General features: G+C 41.1%; 18 protein-coding genes. 11 read left to right on the top strand and 7 right to left on the bottom strand.

From position 1 onward, the window contains the following. Positions 1-42: 42 nt before the first annotated feature. A complete protein-coding gene (locus JWQ54_RS26780) occupies positions 43-2,403 on the bottom strand; it encodes a gliding motility-associated C-terminal domain-containing protein (protein ID WP_299590957.1) in 2,361 nt (786 codons plus the stop codon). A 154-nt stretch (positions 2,404-2,557) separates the two neighbouring features. On the opposite strand from JWQ54_RS26780, the gene JWQ54_RS26775 reads away from it, so the two are divergent. Then, positions 2,558-3,232 (top strand): Pr6Pr family membrane protein, encoded by a 675-nt coding sequence (locus JWQ54_RS26775; RefSeq protein ID WP_299590956.1) that lies wholly within the window; start codon positions 2,558-2,560, stop codon positions 3,230-3,232. 135 nt (positions 3,233-3,367) lie between these two features. After that, positions 3,368-3,529 (top strand): hypothetical protein, encoded by a 162-nt coding sequence (locus JWQ54_RS26770; protein ID WP_299590955.1) that lies wholly within the window; start codon positions 3,368-3,370, stop codon positions 3,527-3,529. A gap of 55 nt (positions 3,530-3,584) precedes the next feature. Here JWQ54_RS26770 and JWQ54_RS26765 read toward each other — a convergent pair whose 3' ends face one another. Both JWQ54_RS26765 and JWQ54_RS26760 read right to left on the bottom strand, forming a co-directional pair. Next, on the bottom strand, positions 3,585-4,460 hold the full coding sequence (locus JWQ54_RS26765) for a glycoside hydrolase family 16 protein (protein ID WP_299590954.1): 876 nt from the start codon (positions 4,458-4,460) through the stop codon (positions 3,585-3,587). Positions 4,461-4,669: 209 nt separating this feature from the next. Further along, on the bottom strand, positions 4,670-5,044 hold the full coding sequence (locus JWQ54_RS26760) for a chorismate mutase (RefSeq protein WP_299590953.1): 375 nt from the start codon (positions 5,042-5,044) through the stop codon (positions 4,670-4,672). Positions 5,045-5,300: 256 nt separating this feature from the next. On the opposite strand from JWQ54_RS26760, the gene JWQ54_RS26755 reads away from it, so the two are divergent. From JWQ54_RS26755 to JWQ54_RS26740, 4 genes are all read left to right on the top strand, one after another. After that, a complete protein-coding gene (locus JWQ54_RS26755) occupies positions 5,301-5,705 on the top strand; it encodes a BlaI/MecI/CopY family transcriptional regulator (protein WP_299590952.1) in 405 nt (134 codons plus the stop codon). 6 nt (positions 5,706-5,711) lie between these two features. Beyond that, positions 5,712-7,322, top strand: coding sequence for a M56 family metallopeptidase (locus JWQ54_RS26750; protein ID WP_299590951.1), 1,611 nt, complete (start codon positions 5,712-5,714; stop codon positions 7,320-7,322). 224 nt (positions 7,323-7,546) lie between these two features. After that, complete coding sequence (locus JWQ54_RS26745; protein WP_299590950.1) at positions 7,547-8,398, top strand: hypothetical protein; 852 nt, start codon at positions 7,547-7,549, stop codon at positions 8,396-8,398. A gap of 219 nt (positions 8,399-8,617) precedes the next feature. Then, entirely contained in the window at positions 8,618-8,770 is a 153-nt protein-coding gene (locus JWQ54_RS26740) for a hypothetical protein (RefSeq protein ID WP_299590949.1), read from the top strand. 521 nt (positions 8,771-9,291) lie between these two features. Here the strand turns inward: JWQ54_RS26740 and JWQ54_RS26735 are convergent. Beyond that, positions 9,292-11,127 carry an ABC transporter ATP-binding protein gene (locus tag JWQ54_RS26735; RefSeq protein WP_299590948.1) on the bottom strand — a complete coding sequence of 612 codons (1,836 nt, stop codon included), beginning with the start codon at positions 11,125-11,127 and terminating at the stop codon, positions 9,292-9,294. 146 nt (positions 11,128-11,273) lie between these two features. Between JWQ54_RS26735 and JWQ54_RS26730 the strand changes: the two genes are divergently transcribed. From JWQ54_RS26730 to JWQ54_RS26710, 5 genes are all read left to right on the top strand, one after another. Beyond that, a complete protein-coding gene (locus JWQ54_RS26730; RefSeq protein WP_299590947.1) occupies positions 11,274-11,582 on the top strand; it encodes a DUF3784 domain-containing protein in 309 nt (102 codons plus the stop codon). A 103-nt stretch (positions 11,583-11,685) separates the two neighbouring features. Beyond that, positions 11,686-12,330, top strand: coding sequence for an HAD family hydrolase (locus JWQ54_RS26725; RefSeq protein ID WP_299590946.1), 645 nt, complete (start codon positions 11,686-11,688; stop codon positions 12,328-12,330). A 413-nt stretch (positions 12,331-12,743) separates the two neighbouring features. Further along, entirely contained in the window at positions 12,744-13,856 is a 1,113-nt protein-coding gene (locus tag JWQ54_RS26720) for a Gfo/Idh/MocA family oxidoreductase (protein WP_299590945.1), read from the top strand. A 147-nt stretch (positions 13,857-14,003) separates the two neighbouring features. Next, positions 14,004-15,290 carry a DUF2851 family protein gene (locus JWQ54_RS26715; RefSeq protein WP_299590944.1) on the top strand — a complete coding sequence of 429 codons (1,287 nt, stop codon included), beginning with the start codon at positions 14,004-14,006 and terminating at the stop codon, positions 15,288-15,290. A gap of 1 nt (position 15,291) precedes the next feature. After that, a complete protein-coding gene (locus JWQ54_RS26710; protein WP_073405234.1) occupies positions 15,292-15,513 on the top strand; it encodes a PspC family transcriptional regulator in 222 nt (73 codons plus the stop codon). 203 nt (positions 15,514-15,716) lie between these two features. On the opposite strand, the gene JWQ54_RS26705 is transcribed toward JWQ54_RS26710, so the two are convergent. From JWQ54_RS26705 to JWQ54_RS26695, 3 genes are all read right to left on the bottom strand, one after another. Beyond that, entirely contained in the window at positions 15,717-17,702 is a 1,986-nt protein-coding gene (locus tag JWQ54_RS26705; RefSeq protein ID WP_299590943.1) for a glycoside hydrolase family 97 protein, read from the bottom strand. A gap of 192 nt (positions 17,703-17,894) precedes the next feature. Beyond that, positions 17,895-18,254, bottom strand: a complete 360-nt coding sequence (locus JWQ54_RS26700; protein WP_299590942.1) for a DUF1493 family protein — start codon at positions 18,252-18,254, stop codon at positions 17,895-17,897. A 270-nt stretch (positions 18,255-18,524) separates the two neighbouring features. Further along, positions 18,525-19,034, bottom strand: a complete 510-nt coding sequence (locus JWQ54_RS26695) for a GNAT family N-acetyltransferase (RefSeq protein WP_299590941.1) — start codon at positions 19,032-19,034, stop codon at positions 18,525-18,527. Positions 19,035-19,162 lie beyond the last annotated feature (128 nt).

The following is a 19,162-nucleotide window of genomic DNA, read 5'->3' as shown; positions in this document are numbered from 1 at the left end:
TTTCCGGAAGCTATATGGTGCAGAATATTGAGTTTAAATCAGTTACCGTAAAATTGTAACCGCGCCCGACATTGTTTTTTTACCTGTTTTAATATCGAGAATATAATAATAAGTGCCTACCGGCAAAGCGCTGCCATTATAAGTGCCATCCCAGGCTTTTACATACCCGGTCGACTTAAATATTAATGATCCATAGCGGGTGAAAATTGTTAAGCTACAATTGGGATAACCCTGTAGCGCCGAAATATTCCACAGATCATTTATACCATCGCCATTTGGTGTAAATGCGCTAGGAATAACTATAACACACTGGCTATTTGGATTAAGCTTAATAGTTATTGCGTTTGAAGATGTACTGGGGTTAATTAAGCATCTCCCATTACTGGTTAAAATACAGGTGACTACATCTTCATCGGCCAGCGTAGTGCTGCTGAATGTTGAACTGTTGGTGCCTGCATTGTTCCCGTTAACCTGCCATTGATAACCGGGCTTAATGTCAGGACTGGCGGGTGCTGCCGTAAATACAATTTCGGTACCTGCACAAACAGGACCGTTTAATGATGATGTAATGGTAATGGAGGTGGTAACGGGCGGATCAAGCGTAAATACCGCCTCATTTGAGGTAGCCGTAGAACTCGTAGTACAAGCAATACTGCTGGTAAGGACACATGTTATTTTATCATTATTATTTAAATTACTGCTGATAAAATCAGGGCTGTCCTGCCCGCTGTTCTGGCCATTCACCTTCCATTGAAAATGCGGGGTATCGCCACCGTTTACCGGTGTGGCAGTATAGGTTACAGCTATGCCCGAACATTCATCAAAAGTTACCGGTGATACGGTAACCGAAGGTGTTACCCCGGCAATTACAGTTAGTGGTTGGGGATAGGTTGATGTGCCGTCTGATGCTGTTATGGTTGTTGGTCCTGCACCTGTAATATGTACTTTGTTTGCTACTATAGTGGCTACAGCCAAATCACTGCTGGTATAGGTTATAGGCGAGTTACTTTTAGCGCCCGGATCAAAATCAACGTCACAAACTGTTTTATCAGGGATAGGGGGAAAGGTTATGGTTTGTGAATCAATCACTTTAATTTCAACAGTAAATGTACTGCTGCCGTGAATGTTATAAGCAGTAATAGTATATGGGGTTAACGGGGATACTTTAGTTGGTGTCCCGGTGATAATACCTGTTGCAACGCTAAAGACAAGCCCGAGTGGGGGAGGTTTATCAATGCGATAACCTACTATATAAGCGGTCCTGATCTCATTATTAAATGAATCGGCAATGTATAATTTTCCTGCTCCATCCAGTGCAAGTCCCTTAGGGCCATGAAAGCTTGCTACAGTGCCGGTGTTGTTTAAGCTTCCGGCGCTGCCATTACCTGCCAGCGTAATTACGTTGCCTGAAGGATCGATCATCCTGATCAGCTGGCCTCCAAAATCTGAAACAAACAGGTCGCCTATGTTGTCAGCCACTATTCCGCTTGGCTTGTTAAAGCTGGCTGACAGCGCCGGCCCGTTAATCCCGCCTGCCGGTCCGTTTACGTTTCCGGCATAAGTGCTAACATCGCCTGATGGCGTTATTTTCCGGATAAGATTGTTGCCCAAATCAGTTACATAAACGTTTCCGGCAGCATCAACGGTAAGATTTTGAGGCGCATTAAACGATGCAGCAGTGCCCATGCCATTGGTATTTCCCGGGCTTCCGCTTCCTGCAAGGGTAATGACATCCCCTGCGGGGCTTATCTTTCTTATTAAATTATTAAAAGTATCTGCCACATATAAGATACCGGCAGCATCAATTGCAATACCCTGGGGGTTATAAAAGCTTGCAGCTTCGCCCGACCCATCTCCGGTACCAATAAATTTTCCGGCAAGCGTGCTTACATCCCCGGCTGGGGTTATCTTGCGGATGCGCTGGTTTTTTGAATCAGCCACATACAAATTACCTGTTGCATCAATTACAATACCGCTGGGTCCCTGGAAGCTTGCATCTGTTTTATTTCCATCTGCAAAACCGGGACTGCCGCTACCTGCAAACGTGGTGGTTACGCCGGTGGGGCTAATCTTACGGATAAGGTTATTATCAGAATCAGCCACATAGGTATTGCCTGCCGCATCAACAGCCACTCCCGAAGGGTTGCTAAACGAAGAAGTTAATACATCGCCATTACTGCTGCCCTTGTCGCCTGATCCGCTTAAAGTAAGCGCTTGCCCGAACTCTTCAACTGGCACAGGGCTTCCGGATGAGGTTGGCACAAGGGGCGTTATGGTTTGGTTTATATTGTATGTTTTAGGCGTTTCATAACTAATTTTTGGCGCCTGCGCAAAAGCTATACTAACCTTAAAAAAACATAAGATCAGCACATAAATTATAACTATAAGTTTATTGCGGCGCATACACACTATCATATCTAAATACCGCAAACATGTGGTACAGCTATTGGGGAAAAAATAAGAGGTTTATATTAAATACCATCACTAAATTATGTTTTTTTAGATTGATATTTAAATATAATGTTTTTCTGTAACTTTAATACGTCAAACAGTATTAATGCAAAGTAAAACCGACCTTGAACAAGCACCTAAAATAAAATGGGCATATACCGCTTTAGTTGTAATTGTTACCTGGTTTGCCCTTGTACTTCAATTCAGTGTTTCCATACCTGCTTATCTTGCCAATGGCCGCTCTGTTGGCAATACACTTGTGCAGCTATTTAGCTACTATACCATTTTAAGTAACCTGCTGATGGTTGTTTGTTTAACCGTAATTTTAATAGCGCCAAGATCAGCATGGGGCAGGTTTTTTTTAAAGGGTACCGTTTTAACCAGTATTGCACTTTATATTACCATTGTAGCGCTTATTTACAATGTTGCATTGCGTAATATATGGCATATGGAAGGCCTTTTTAAACTGGCTAATGAGCTGCTGCATGTAATAAACCCGGTGTTATTTATAATATACTGGTTTGTATTTGTACCTAAAGCCGGATTAAAATACAGAGATGTTTTGCCCTGGTTATGGTTCCCTTTTATTTATTTTATCTATGTGCTTATCCGTGGCGCCATTTCCGGCGATTATCCATATCCTTTTCTTAATGTAACAAAATCAGGATACGAACAGGTTATGTTTAATGCGTTTGTGCTGTTGCCTGTAATCTGGGGTTTGGGTGCATTGTATGTTTTAATCGCCCGCCGGATGAACAGATCTGAAAAAATAAGTGCCTGACTATTTCAATTGTATCGGTTACTGCACAGGCTCCGCTCAAGTTATCCTTGTAACATTAGCTTGTTCCATCAGCATTCTTAAACCTTTTGGCATCGTAATTGTCCGACCTGTCATATCTATCTATAAATAAATATTATGAAAAAGTATATTTTAAGGATTATTGTGTTGCTTATACTGGCATCAGCAACCCTGACGAGCTGTTCAGTTGAATACAGGGAAAGACACCGGCATTATCATGATAACGATCATGAGCACGACCACGACCATGATAATGATCACCATTACCATAATTACTAAATACCAACCAAGCCTCCCGGAATTCCAGGAGGCTTGGTTATTTAATAACTATGTTTTAGTTGGATATTTTGGTAACTAAAACCCAGTCTACAACTACTTTTGCCTGCCCTGCTTTTATTTTGTTAACCGTTGTTTCTGCTATGCCAAAATATGGCGTTTTAACCTTATTTACGCCAGCCGGATAACCACCGCCTAAAGCAAAATTAAGGATGATGAACTTTGGATTATCATAAGCCCAGCGGCCGTATTTTTCAACCATTGCACGGGTTACGCTGTAGGTTACTTTGCCGTCAACTTTAAATATAAGGTTGTCGTGCGTCCAGTCAACCGAGTACACATGCCATTGGGTAACATCTGTGCCGGCCGGAAAGAATGCCCTGTAAGCCAAAGGGGTATCTCCGAAGTAACCTGGGCCATGCAGGGCGTTGCTTGTCCAGCTGGAGTCGCCAACGGTTTCCATCATATCAATTTCGCCGCAATCGGGCCATTTGCCATTTCCCAATGCCCAAAATGCAGGCCATAAACCAGCTCCGGCGGCCATTTTCATCCGGGCGGATGCTGTGCCATAAGTAAACTCCATTTTGTGCTGGGTATTTATCCTGCCCGAAAGGAAATCGTACTTTTTGTTTTCCTTGCTGATATATCCCGGATGATAAACAGCTTTTAGTACCAGGGCATTCTTTGCGCCTTCGGCATCGGCATTAGCCAACAAATAAATGGTTGAAGCGGAATCAACATAAGCCTGTTGCTCCTCATTAACAGTATTGCCGGTTACCTCAACGTTCCATTTGGTACGGTCAAGCGCTTTTTGACTAAAATCCTCAAAAAAAATAGTATCAGTTTTTTTGGGTTGATTTTGTTGGGCTGTAGCGGCTGTAGCGGCTGTAGTGGCTAATATTGTAATTATTGTTGTTAGCTGTAAAAGTTTCATGTGGTTTTTATTGGTTGATAAAAATAGGATAAATTGTTAAAACTATTTCAACCCATATTTTTCAAATATCTCTACCGCTTCAATATGGGTAATAATTTCTCCACTGTCAGCGTCAGCTCATCCTTCCATAACATCTTTTTGTTGTTCAGGAGCTTTTACTCAACCGTAAACCAGGTATAATCTTTTGCGGCAATTTCCTCATTTAAAATTTATTCGTTATGCACAGCCGCAGGGTCGCTTTCCAGCTTAAGGCTTTCCGTATGGATGGCATTCATCAGCTCCTCAATAAGCTCCGGCGAGAGGCCCTCTTTTTTACCGGCTTCTTTGGCTTTATCTACTACTTGCTTAAAGCGGGCTGCCTGTAACGGGGGGATATGGTTTTTGGCTTTATATACGCCAATCTCTCTTACAATCCTTTCCCGTTCACCTATTGTCTTTATCAATTGGTTATCCAGCGAATCAATTTTAACACGGCTTGCATCAAATTCAGCTTTGGTATTTATTGGCTTTGATTGTGAATAGGCTGAGCTGTAACCAAGTAATGCAGCGACTGTTGTCAGTAAAATAATTTTAATGTTTTTCATATGCTTATAGTTTGATGATGGCTAAAATCAGGATAAAAATTTAAATTTTATATAATTTGATTGCAATGTTAAGGCAACGCATCAAAATAATAATACACACCTTTAGGAGGCTCCCATAAAGCCTTTTCTAACTTTATAGCTTTGATCTGATTGCAATGAGAGGAGGTGATGCTAATTAAAGATCCTGCAAATAAAAAATCTTTGAAAAAAATAACATAATATTTGCAACGTACGTTTTTAATACATACCTTTGAATATGACATTGTTTAAAAAGGATATGGCCACGGAAATAGTACCTACAAAAACCGAAATGGATGTGCTGCAGGTGCTATGGCAATACGGACCTTCAACCGTTCGTTTTGTGCACGATAAGTTGAACGAACAAAAGGAAATTGTACAATATACATCAACCTTAAAGCTAATGCAGGTGATGAAAGAGAAGGGCATGCTTGGGCGCGATGAAACTAATATGAAGCATATTTACAACGCGGTCGTTGCTGAAGGTAAGGTAAAAGGAAACCTGCTCGGTCGTTTTGTTGATTCGATGTACAATGGCTCACCAAGCAATTTGATGATGGCCCTGCTTGATAATGATAAAACATCGGGCGAGGAATTACTGAAAATAAAAGAGATGTTAAGCAAAATGGATAACATTAAATAATTTAAGATGCACTTACTTTTAATAAACACCACATTAAACAAAATAATCACAGCTTTTAGCTGGATGCTGATCCATTCGTTATGGCAGGGGTTATTTTTAGCTATTGTTACCGGGGTGGCATTGGTGTTTGCTAAAAGATCGAGCCCGGCATACAGGTATAACCTGGCGCTTATTTTATTTATAGTATTTATTGCAGCCTGCGGCTTAACCTTTGTTTACGAATGGCAAAGCACAACAACTGCAACTGCCTTAACCACGCTTCCCGGGAATATTGGTGTGAATGTATCATCGTTATTTTTTAATGTTCATAGCGTTAAACAGCTTACTAAAACGTTTACCGATTATTTTTCAGCAAATGCGCCATTTATAATCCTGATCTGGTTTATGGTTTTCCTGTTCAAAAGCGTAAAAATGATCTCATGTTTGGCTTATAATCAGCGCATTCGTAATTACCAGGTTTACCAGCCATCTGAATTTTGGGCAAATAAGGTTAGCCTGTTCTCTGAAAAATTGAAGATAACTAAAGCAGTAAAATTATTGCAGTCGGGCTATATTAAAGTGCCAGTGATTGTCGGTCATTTAAAGCCTGTTATTTTAATGCCCGTAGGCTTGCTGGCAGGGTTGCCAATGTTGCAGGTTGAAGCCATTTTATTGCATGAGCTTGCCCATATAAAACGCAACGATTACTTTATTAACTTTTTACAGAACATTGCCGGGGCTGTATTTTTCTTTAATCCGGGTTTATTGTGGATCTCGTCACTATTAAAAGAAGAGCGTGAAAACTGCTGCGATGATATTGCCCTGCAGCAAACCAATAATAAAATGGAATTGGTGCAGGCGCTGATCAGCTTTAAAGAACATGAGCTTTACGGCTCAGCTTATGCAACTGCATTTCCGGGTAAAAAGAATTACCTGATGTGCAGGGTTGTACGGATCTTGCACAACCAAAATAAAACGTTCGGGCGTAGCGAAAAGATATTTTTCATAACAAGCATTTTATTATTTGGCCTTATAGTAACCACTGCTGCCGTTGCCCGGATAAAAGAATTCACGAAAATATCGGTTAAGGAAGGTAATCATGTCAGCAAAACAATTGTTCAGCCCAACAAGACTGTTGTTGCCGCAATAACGGCAAAACGGGTAAGGTTGAACAAGAGGCACATTGGCTCAATGCGCATGCCGGTAATGATAAATGGCATAGAAAGCATAAGAAAAACTGAAGCTATGAAAGTTGCAGCCGATATAAAAACGAGCCCGGTTGAGCAAGCTGGTCAGGTTAGCAGCGTGCAACCCGAAATTATAAAACAACAGCTTGGTGACGGCAGGGCGCAGGCAGAAAAGGACAGGGGAAATACTGAACAAGGCCGGGTTCAATCAGAACGGGACAGGAAAGAGGCAGAGCAAAGCAGGATGCAGGCCATGAAAGACCAGGAGCGTGCCCGGCTTGACAGGATACAAGCAGAAAAAGACCGTGCACAGGCAGATATAGACAGGGCACAAGCGGTGAAAGATCGTGCACAGGCAGACAAAGATCGTACGCAAGCGGTAAAAGACCGTGCACAAGCTGAGCTTGACAGGCAACAATCTGCCAAAAGTAAAGCAAGTGTAAGCGAATAAAAGGTCAGGCTATAATTAAAATTCTTTTTTAACAATTACATCAATTACAACCTTTATATATTAAATAGAAAAATAAACGGCTGAGAGAATAATGCAGATGGCGCACCTGTATTAGCGTTAAAGCCCATATTTATAAATCAACAAACAGGCAATTTTTTAAAATTACCGCAAACGCGGAATGGAATTTTATTGCCCAATTTTTAATCTTAAAATCAAAAAAGAAAATGAAAACTAAATTTTTAAAATATAGTATGCTTGTAATAGCCGCTATGGCATGGGGTGTTGCAGTAAATGCCCAGGATAAAGGCTCTGATACTTATTCTAACTACGGTAGCCAAAGTAAAGATGCGCATGGTAATACCATTGAGCGTGTGCATACCTTTACTGATGGCAAGGAATACAGCTTTAAGCTGGTTAATGGTAAGGTAGCAAATTTATATGTTGACGATGTAAAGATAGCCCCTGAACAGTATGCAAAATACAGCACGGAAATTAATAAAATTAAAGAACAAATAAGGCTGGACAGGATCCAGGCTGAAAAAGATCGTGCCCAGGCAAAGGTAGATCGTGCCCAGGCAGATAAAGACCGTGTCCAGGCCGAAAAGGACAGGGGACAAGCTGAAAAAGACAGGATGGAGGCCGTTTCAAGCAGGGGGCAGGCTGAAAAAGATCGCGCACAGGCTGAGCGGGACCGTTTACAAGCTGAAAAAGACCGTGCCCAGGGAGATAAGGACAGGGAGCAGGCTGTAAAAGACCGTGCGCAGGCTGAACTGGACCGTGCGCAAGCTGTAAAGGATCGCGCCCAGGCAGCAATTGATCGTAAACAGGCGGAAGAAGACCGAAAACTGATGGCCCAATTAATAGGCGACCTGGTAAAAGATGGCATTGTACCTGATGAAAAAAGCTTATACTCATTAACAATTTCGCCAAACGGGATGACCGTTAACGATAAACAAATGTCTGCCGAGGTGCATAATCGTTATAAAACCAAATATAGCAGGTTTGCTAATGGCGTTTTTTCATATGGCGACAGCGGAAATATTAGGGGTATTCACATGAGCAGGTCTAAGCAGTAAAAGAGCTTTAATACTATAAAAATAACATATCGGTAGGGGAAGCGCCGCTTTAAACGGATGCTTTCCCCTTATTTATTTACAGCGTTTTTAATCCTTTTTCAATTTCTTTAATCAAACATGTAACCTTATGAAATTACGAGCCGTACAAGACGACATAATTTGATAAATTATATTACTGATAAATTAATTGATTACTAAAAGATTAAATCAACCCAAATCATGGAACACAAATTGAACACCCTGAAAAACGATTTACAAAATGTTTTTGTACAAGGAAATGCTAATGGCATTCAAATGGCACGCGTATTTATTATCATGGCCATTCCTCTAATAACCATCTTTATAGTAGGCGCACGTCACATTATCTACTAATATCAATATTATTTATTACCTGGTTTTGTATGTGCATGGAAATGCCTGGTGTATAATTGATAAAGCCAGGTAGCGTATACAACAACAATAATATTAGTATCAGGTATTTTAAAAAGATAAAATGTTATGGTTTTTTTATAGCGTGAAGCTGAAGCTATTATTAAACTATAATGGGATAGGTATAAAAGCAAAACAGTCATTACATTTACGTAATAACTGCCTGCTCCCTAACTAAACTAACTAACCGTTTGTTTATTAACTATTTTGCCACTTATCACCTGGCAAATTGTAATTCTTAATTATTATAAGAATTATAAATTTCTCTGTATGTTATTACCCACATCATTAAAGATAAGGGAAAGAATGAACAATTAGCGCATTTAAGTCATTTGTTGCATTCAATGATTCAAAATTAAGCAGAGAATAATAAAACTTAATGGGGGTTATTACGGAATTTGCATACGTAGTTTTACGCAATTTTACCGGGTAGACGATAAATAGGTAGGGCCATTTATAGGTTTTTACCTGTAACCCATAGCTTGCAGGTTAAACAGTTCGGCATAACGGCCATTTTTTAGAATAAGTTCCTGGTGGCTGCCAATTTCAATGAGCTCGCCTTTTTCGAGTACTAAGATCCTGTCGGCCATTCTTACTGTACTAAAACGGTGAGAAATGAGTACGGCCGACCGGCCTTTAGTAAGCTCGGCAAATCTTTCAAAAACAGCATATTCGGCACGGGCATCCAGCGCAGATGTTGGCTCGTCTAATATTAGTAGTTGCGCATTCTTCATGTAGGCGCGTGCAAGGGCAACCTTTTGCCATTCGCCGCCTGAAAGTTCAACACCCTGCGCAAACCGTTTTCCCAGTTGCTGGTCATATGCATCGGGCAGTTTTGCAGCAAGGGTATCCGCCAAACTTTGCCGGGCCGCCGCTTCAATTAATGGCCGGTTATTTTGCTGGCTAATGTTGCCAACCGCTATATTTTGAGCAAAGGTCATCTGGTAACGTAAATAATCCTGGAAAATGATCCCCACATTAAGCCGCAGATCAGTAAGATTATATTCCCGAAGGTCTTTACCATCCAGCAAGATCCTGCCTTCAGTTGGGTCATAAAGCCTTGCAAGCAACTTTACCAGTGTGGTCTTTCCGGCTCCGTTTTCACCAACAAGGGCCAGTTTTTCACCGGGATGCAGGGTAAAGCTTAAATGGCGGTTTGCCCACCGTTCAGAATTTGCATACTTAAAACCTACATCTTCAAAAACAAAACCCAGCTGGATGGTTTTTGGGAAGGGAAGGGCATTAGCTGCCGGTTTTATTTTTGGTTTGATGTCGAAAAATTCAAAAAAATCGCGCAGGTAAATGGCGCCTTGCGACACAGAAGTAAACCTGCTTAAAATGCCCTCGAGCAAACTCCGCAATTGGCGGAATGATCCCGCAAGAAAAGCAAGCATACCAATGGTAACATTGCCATCAACTGCTTTTATAATGATAACCACATAAGCGGCATAATAACCCATGCTGCCCATCATCGCAAAAAAAGTACCCCATAGCGAACGTTTTATTGACAGTTTTTTATTAGCCAGGTAAAACTTACCGGATAACTGCCTGAAACGCTCAATAATAAAACCTGACAGATCAAAGATCTTTACTTCTTTAGCGGTTTCATCGCTGGCACCCAGGTAGCGGATATAATCCAGCTCGCGGCGTTCGGGCGTCTGGCCGCGGGTAAGGGCATAGCTTTGATCGTTAAAATATGATTCGCCTAAAAATGCAGGGATAATAGCGATAAGCAGTAAAATTATAAGCCATGGATTAAACGCCATTAACCCGGCAGCCAGGAAACCCATTGTGATTAGGTCCTGCACTTGTGTCATTACCTGCGACAACAGCATGGTACGCCCTATGGTTTGCTGACGTGCGCGTTCAAGCTTATCATAAAATACCGAGTCTTCAAACTGGTCAAGATCAAGCGTGGCCGCATGCTCCATTATTTTTACCGAGGTATGGTTGCTGAAAAGATCGCCAAGCAGGGCATCAACCAAAATAATAGCACGGCTAAGGCCATCTGTTAAAATGGCCAGCGCAAATTCAAGCCCTACCAATTGCCATAAATGATTGGTGCTTGCCCCATGCTGATGACTAAGTATAATAACGTTATCAATAATAAGCTTGCCAACATACAGCAAAGCCACGGGCATAGCCGAACGTACCAGGCGCAGCAACGCGTTAATAATGGTAAATAGTGGGCTGGTTTGCCATACCAGTTTAAAAAATGCCGGCAGGTTGTTAAGTGCTGCCAGTCTGTCTTTTAGGGTTAAAGGCCCGGTATGTACATTTTTAGGGGGACGGGAGTTCAAATGCTATCCTTTTTTATTTATCGTAAAAATAAGAAATTAATGGGTGGGCTGGTATTTATCAATGTTTTGTGAGGGAGGGATGACAATGTAAAAACAGCTGTCTAATTGCGATAGATTATTTAACTTGCCATAGCAAAACAACCATCATGGGCGAGTTTATAACATTCAGCATAGCCGGGCTTATTATTATATTTTTAAGCTACCTTATAAAATATAAAAAGCAGGCATATTTAATTTCGGGCTATAATGAAGATGAAATTATTGATAAAGATGGCTTTTGTAACTGGATTGGCGGGGTAATGATGTGGCCCGGCATATTTGCAATTATTGCGGGCGCCCTGATGTGGATGTATCCGGCTATGGGAATGCCTGTTGCACTTGCATTTGCTTTAATTACCATTGTAGCTGTAATAATTGCTATAGTTGGCGGAAGGAAATATAAAAAGCAGGGGTGATTTTTTTGAACGATGATCAAAGGATTGCCATTACAAAGACAAAAAATCTTATAAATCCCTTAAATTCCAAAATCGTGTTATTTTTGCCGCTTAATTACTAAGCATGAACTCCTCATTAAAAAATCAATTCGACGGTATAATTTTTGATCTTGACGGCACCCTTTGGGATAGCACCGGCAATGTTGCCCAGGCCTGGCAGGCCGCGGTAAACGGTGTTGATTATATTACTGAGTTGATGACCCAGGAGAAGGTTCGTTCCATAACAGGGATGACCTACGATTCCATATTTGATAAATTGTTCCCTAATCTTAGTACAGAACAACGTGCCGAAGTCCAGGCGCTTTGCGGAAAGCATGAACTTGAGATTTTGCACGAAAAAGGCGGTGAGCTTTACCCTAACCTTGACGAAACGCTAAGTTACCTTGCCGGTAAATACAAGCTATTTATTGTAAGCAATTGCCAAAGCGGTTATATAGAGGTGTTTTTTAAAATAAGCGAGATGGAGCATTATTTTATGGGGCATCAATGTTACGGCACCAAAGGAAACCCTAAAGCCGAAAATATTAAGGATATTGTAACTGATCATAACCTTAAAGCCCCGGTTTACATAGGCGATACTATGGGCGACTATGACTCGGCCACCAAAGCCGGCGTTCCGTTTATTTTTGCTAATTACGGTTTTGGCATTGTTGAAAATGGACAAATAGCTACCATTAGCAATTTTAGTGAGCTTACAGAATTGTTGTAATCCAATCCGTTTTTTGTAAAGACGCTGTGCATTTGAATCCCTGCCTGCAGGTCTTCATAGACCTTTTTGTATGGTTATAGAGGCTATGCATCACCTGCAATGCATTTTTATATAATTATTTGAAAGATATTAACCCAGGCAAAAAAATCACTATTTTTATGTAATGATTTGATCTTTTATAGGTTCTGGGGCATCAATCAAATTTTATGTGATATGCCGGGCTTCATGGCGCTAATAGCAGCGATATTAAAGGAATAAAAGATCAATGATATTGGCAATGAATGATCTGTTATAAACCAGCATTTAATTATCAAGCAAAATGGAACAGCAACAATAGATGTTTAGCTTTTGCTATTTTTTGTAGCTTTAAATGCTGTTTTATATTACTTTTATATTGATTTTATTTTCAGGCTATGGCATCATCAAATAAATTTTCGCGTCGCAGTTTTATCCGTACAGGTTCATTAGGAATCGGGGCACTGGCCTTAGGGCCGGCTTTATCATCATTTGTTTTAGCAACAGGCAAAGCAAAAAAGAAATTAGGCATTGCTTTAGTAGGATTAGGATCATACTCGGGCGGACAGCTTGCCCCCGCCCTGCAGCACACTAAGGATTGCTACCTTGCCGGTATTGTAACCGGTACGCCGGCAAAGGCGGTTGATTGGGCGAAGAAATATAACATCCCTCAAAAAAACATATACAACTATCAAAATTTTCACGAAATAGCCAATAACCCTGATATTGATATTGTGTATGTAGTGCTCCCTGTGTCAATGCATAAGGAATATACAATAAAAGCAGCACAGGCGGGCAAACATGTAATTTGCGAAAAGCCGATGGCACTTAACGCCAAAGATTGTGAAGATATGATTGCGGCTTGTAAAAAAGCAAACAGGCTGCTTTCTATTGGTTATCGTTTGCATTTTGAGCCACATAACGTGGAGATAATGCGATTGGGCCAGCAGCACATATTGGGCAATATAAAACATATTGATACCGGTAATGGCTTTACTTATAATGGCGATCCTAACGCATGGCGTTTAAAAAAAGCACTGGCTGGTGGCGGTGGACTAATGGATATGGGTATTTACAGTATCCAGGGTACCCGATATACACTGGGGCAGGAGCCCGTGGCAGTTAAAGCAACACAGCAGAAGTTACGCCCTGATTTTTTTAAAGAGGTTGATGAAACCGTATTTTGGGAGCTTGAGTTTCCCGGCGGACTTAAAACCACCGGAAAGTCGAGCTATAATAATGACTGGAGCTACCTTAAAGTTGAGGCTGAGCAGGGTAATTTTGAGCTCGGTCCGGCTTTTGGATATGGCGGCATAGAGGGCAGCGTGAACGGAAACCCAATGAAATATCCTCAAATTATACAGCAGGCGGCCCAAATGGATGATTTTGCCAAATGCGTAACCCTTAACAAACCCAGTCGCGTACCAGGCGAAGAAGGCTTAAAGGATATGAAGGTTGTAGATGCCATATATAAGAGTTTGGATTCAGGTAAGTGGGAGAGGATAAGTTGATTGGGTTGAGTGAGTTGATTAGGTTAAGTAATGATGAATAAAACTTTATATTAGAGGCAACTTTCTTAATTTGGGAAGTGAAACTTACAGATCACACTGATAACTTAATCAACTCACTCAACCTAATCAACCCAATCAACTAACAAAATGCTTTTCCCCGAAGACTTTTTGCATTACGTATGGAAGTTCAGGCTTTTTGAGCGTATCGGCTTACAGACAACCGATAACGAAGAACTGGAGATCTTTTCGGCGGGGATGCATAATTCAGACTCGGGACCCGATTTTCAAAATGCCAGGATCAGGGTTGGGGATACGGTTTGGGCCGGGAACGTAGAGGTTCATATATCATCATCCGACTGGCAAAAACACGGGCATACAACCGATGATTCATATAGCAATGTAATACTGCACGTAGTTTATAAGGATGATAAGCCGTTGATTTTACCAAATGGCCGCCGTGTACCAACCCTTGAATTGCACAGCCGCATTCCTGACGATCTTTACAATCGTTATCATAACCTGGTTTTCGGGAACCAAACTATTATTCCCTGCGAGGCAAATATTGGCTCGGTAGACGGACTTACCCTGCACAATTGGCTTGCCCGTGTATTGGTTGAACGATTGGAGAAACGGTCGGCAGCGGTAATTGATGCGCTTAACCTTAACCGGGGCGATTGGGAAGAAACTTTTTACCAGTTTTTGGCGGCAAACTTCGGGTTTAAAACCAATGCCCTGCCTTTTGAACTGCTGGCAAAATCATTACCGCAAATAACCCTGGCAAAGCATAAAAACAATCCTCTACTAATAGAGGCCCTGATATTTGGACAAGCGGGGTTTTTAGCCGGGGATTTTAAAGATGGATATCCTGCAAAGCTTAAAAGTGAATATGAATTCCTTCAAAAAAAGTATAAGCTAACACCCATTGAAAACTATTTATGGAAGTTTATGCGACTTCGCCCTCAAAACTTCCCGACAATAAGGCTGGCACAGTTTGCTGCGTTAATTGTACACGCCAATCATTTATTCTCAAAGGTGCTGGAAATAAAGGATGTAAAGGCATTGCGGAATTTGTTTTCAGAGATAAAGGTTAATTCATACTGGGAAAATCATTACCGTTTTGATGTGGAGTCTGCCCCTTCGGCAAAAAATATGGGATCTGCATCAATTGATATATTGCTGCTAAATACTTTGGCGCTATTTTTGTTTAGCTATGGTAGGCATAACCAGGTTCAGCATTATATTAGCCGCTGTTTAAAGTTATTGGAGCATTTACCCAATGAAAACAATAAAATTATAACAGATTTTGCTAACTTAGGTGTGAAAATAGATACCGCTTTTGAATCGCAGGCATTGCTTGAGCTAAAAAATAATTATTGTAATTATAAGAAATGCCTGCAATGCGGCGTTGGTAATAAAATATTAAAACTGGGCTGATATGTTGCAAAGGATCCTTACTTTTTTTGAACGATACTCTTTCGGGGTTTGTACTTATCTGGGCGAAAAATTTAATGTTTCCATAGGTAAGATCAGGCTGTTTTTTATATACTCATCTTTCCTGGCCGTTGGCTTCCCGCTTATATTCTACATATTCGCCGGCATAGTACTTGATATCCGCAAATTTGTAAAAAGGGTGCATACGAGGGTTACGGATCTGTAAGGGATTTTGGAATTCGGATGTTCGATCTCGGATTTAAACTGTCGTCCTTGCGAGGAACGAAGCAATCTGCACAGGACATTCATGGACCTTTATCTTGTTGGTGCCTTAAAGCTTATTTGCATTTTTGCTCACCACATGGCATAATACTTCCTGATCTGAACAGCTCAAAGTTTGCTTCGTTCCTGGCAATGACGGCTTGTTTATTACCTCTTCAACGGATACAAATGCATCACCTGCCCGCCACCCGATGCTAAGAGCATATCCATCACCGTGCTTTTATTAACCTGCTTTACAACTTTTACCAGGTGGTTTAAATCAGGATCATTTGTAGGAGCATCGCTATAAATTTCCGCTGTATACTGGCCTTCGGGTAAAAAATTTAATGCGTGGGTTATGGTGCGGGTTTCATGATTTGTTATGGCGCCAATATACCAGTCGTTGCCTTTTCTGCGGGCAATGGCTACGTACTCACCAGGTTTTGCATCTATAACCCGGGTTTCATCCCAGGTGGTGGGTACCTGCTGTACAAATTTAAATCCGGGCTGATTAATATAAGCTTCCGGGTTATCACATACCATTCCCAAATTATTTTCCAAAACTACGTACATGGCCAGCATATGGCAGCGGGTGCCCAGTACAAAAGGGCGGGTATAATGCACCTTAAACTGCTGTGGCGATGCGGCCCTGAATCCTCCCAAATGGTAATCGGTTGAGCCGGCCAGCATGCGGGTAAAGGGGATATTGATATCCGCATCGGGTGTTACAATATCATTCCATTTATCATTCTCATAATTTAATGTCCCTTCGCGGTTAAACTCATTAGGGTAAGTGCGGCTGGTGCCGGTTGGCTTATAAGCCCCGTGAAATTGAATGTGCAGGTGGTGCTGTGCAGCTTTTTGTAAGATCTCTTCCTGCATGTTTACCATTTCCTGGTCGTCGCGGTCCATAAAATCGCACATCAAGCCTTTTATGCCCCATTTTTCGTATTGGGCAAATGTTTCATCCAGCTTAGGGTATAATGCATAAAAATGCACCCACACCCGGATGCCTACGCCTTTTTTAGCAGCCGAATCACACAATTGCTTCATATCCAAACCAGGAACGGCTTTTGAAGGATCGGCATGCGGCCCGGGCTGAAAACCGGCGCCATCATTTACATACCACTCATGCAATCCATATTCAACAACCGAATGATATTCAATACCGTATTTGGCGCAGAAATTGACGTAATACATATTGGTTTCGTAGTTGTTTCCAGGTGCAAAGCTGGTATCCGGAATAGCATTTCCGTTCCACCAGGGGAAAGTTGTTTTACCGGGCTTTAACCACGACAAATCTTTTATTTTACAAGGCTCATTCAAATTGGTGAGGATGTTTGATTCAATGAAAGCTCCCGGCCTGTCGCTTATCATCATTACCCGCCATGGGCTGTTGTGCGGCAAGGTAGCTTTTACTTTTATATCCGTTTGATGGGGCAGAGGGGAGAGGCGGCTTTCCAAAACACCATTATGTTTCATCAGGTACATACCCGCATAATCCCGAAGTGCGGCTTCGGTAATTGCCATGTAAAGCCCTTTAGGAAATTCGAACAAGGCAGGCAGATCCATCAATGTATCAGCTTTTAAATCATTCAGTGAGGCTTTGGTGTAGATGCCTTCGTGCGATGTAGTGTAGTTTTCGCGGAGCAGCGTGGTAACTCTGGGATTTTGGGTTAGGTTAAAAGTATTGATCTCATCGGTAACATTTACGCTTGCCGGCCATCCACTTTGTTTTGGGATGACATATCTGAAAGCAACACCATCATTAAATACCCTAACTTCAACATTCAGGGTTCTTTTGTCGCCGGATTGCTCCGTTACCGGGACCACCACCCTGTTACATTCACTGTGGACCTTACTTGCTTTGCCGGTTACCAGTTCGTAATCTTCAGTCAATCTTTCAGGTTTAGCTACTGCTACAAACAAATTATGATTAAATAAGCCACCTTCTTTAAAACTGATATTAAGGCGGGAGTTATCCATCATCAGAGTGCCTTTATACGCTACTTTATAGTACAATCCGTTATTATCTGCACTTAGCCAGAATTTTATCTGTTTATCAGGAGAAGTTATGGTGATGATGTTTTTCGCCAGCGTATTTGCCGAAATCAGCAAAAATATAAAAAATAGAGCGCGTTTGATTATCAGCATATTTATAGGTTTATCAGGAAATTGGTAACCATAAATGTAAGCTGAAATTGTTGGTTTTTTAATAAAATAGAAAAACCATTGCGAGGTACGCAGCAAACTCCCTAAATAAAGATCGCTGCAAGCTGACCGTTACTTGTTGGCCCATAGAAGTTTGCCTTGTACCTCGTAATGGTTTACTTATTTTTAAAGGCTTTATATTAATTTTCCTGTTATAACAGCATCCTGCAGGTTACTTACCCTGAACCGTGGTTTATAAATACGGTTTGATAATCGTTTTACCCAGCTGGCTTTGTAACCAAACACTGTGCGGATAACATTAACACTGGTCGAACCTGTCGGGTAACCATACTTATACCAGCTGAATTTAGACTGATCGACCCTGAATTTCTCAGCAAACTCAGCTAAAAACAGGTCGATCTCTATATCAACAATATCCAGGTCCAGATCAATGCTGGTATCAAGGCTCAAAGCACCCGGATCAACTGCCCTGATCTTGTACCTTGTGCAATAATCAACTATAAATTCCTTTAATTGAGGGTGTATATCTTCCATCTGAATTAATAGTGTTGGTATTATTTAAGTTATAAGACGACAACTTTTTAGGAAGGTTGCATTAAATCTGCCTTTTTTAAATTTGTATAAAATTTAGTTAGATAGAACAGGAAAAAAGGTAATATAATTGTAACTTCCAAAAGCTGTAATAAATATACGAATAGTTTCGTATATTATTGCCTGATTTATATTATTTTTTTATAAACAGATAAAATTCAGGGATTTGACCAGGGGATAAAGACATAAATGCGAATCACCCGATCGAAAAGTCTAAATGCTTTTCTCCAATACACTCAGTTCAATCGGTTGCCTGGCAACGCCAAATTTCTTCTCCACATGAAATGGCTGCATTTCGCCCGTAGCTTTGTAACCACGGCGCTCATACCAGCTTATCAGCTCGTATCTTATGCTGATTACTGTCATGGTAAGTGTATTACAGTTTACCTGCTTTGCATAAGCTTCGGCAGCCAGCAGCAGATCGCGCCCGATACCTTTACCTTGTAATAATGGCGAAACACTGAACATGCCTACATACAATTTGGGGCCGCGCTGTTCTAAATAAACACAGCCGTTTATGCTGCCGTTTTCATCCGTATTTTTAAGGATAGTTATTGAAGGATCATCAAAATAGCCTTTTAGCGTTTCTTCATCAATCCGCAAACCATCCAGCAAATTGGCCTCGGTAGTCCAGCCTTGTTTTGAAGTTTCGCCACGGTAGGCGCTGTTCACTAAAACATTAAGTTCGGGTACATCAGTTTGCAGAGCTTTGGTTACAGGCATAATTTTACTATGAAACCGCAAACCTAAACTTTTTGATTTTTACTGCAAACAATTTAGGTAAAGAAGCAGGAGAAAAGAGTCAGGAAATCAAGAGCCAGGAATCAAGAGAGGATGAGAAAAATTTGATT

Source organism: Mucilaginibacter sp. (assembly GCF_028288225.1).
In the GTDB taxonomy this organism is placed as follows: domain Bacteria; phylum Bacteroidota; class Bacteroidia; order Sphingobacteriales; family Sphingobacteriaceae; genus Mucilaginibacter.
The sequence above is the reverse complement of the archived record's forward strand: the minus strand, read 5'-3'. Positions and strand labels throughout refer to the sequence as shown.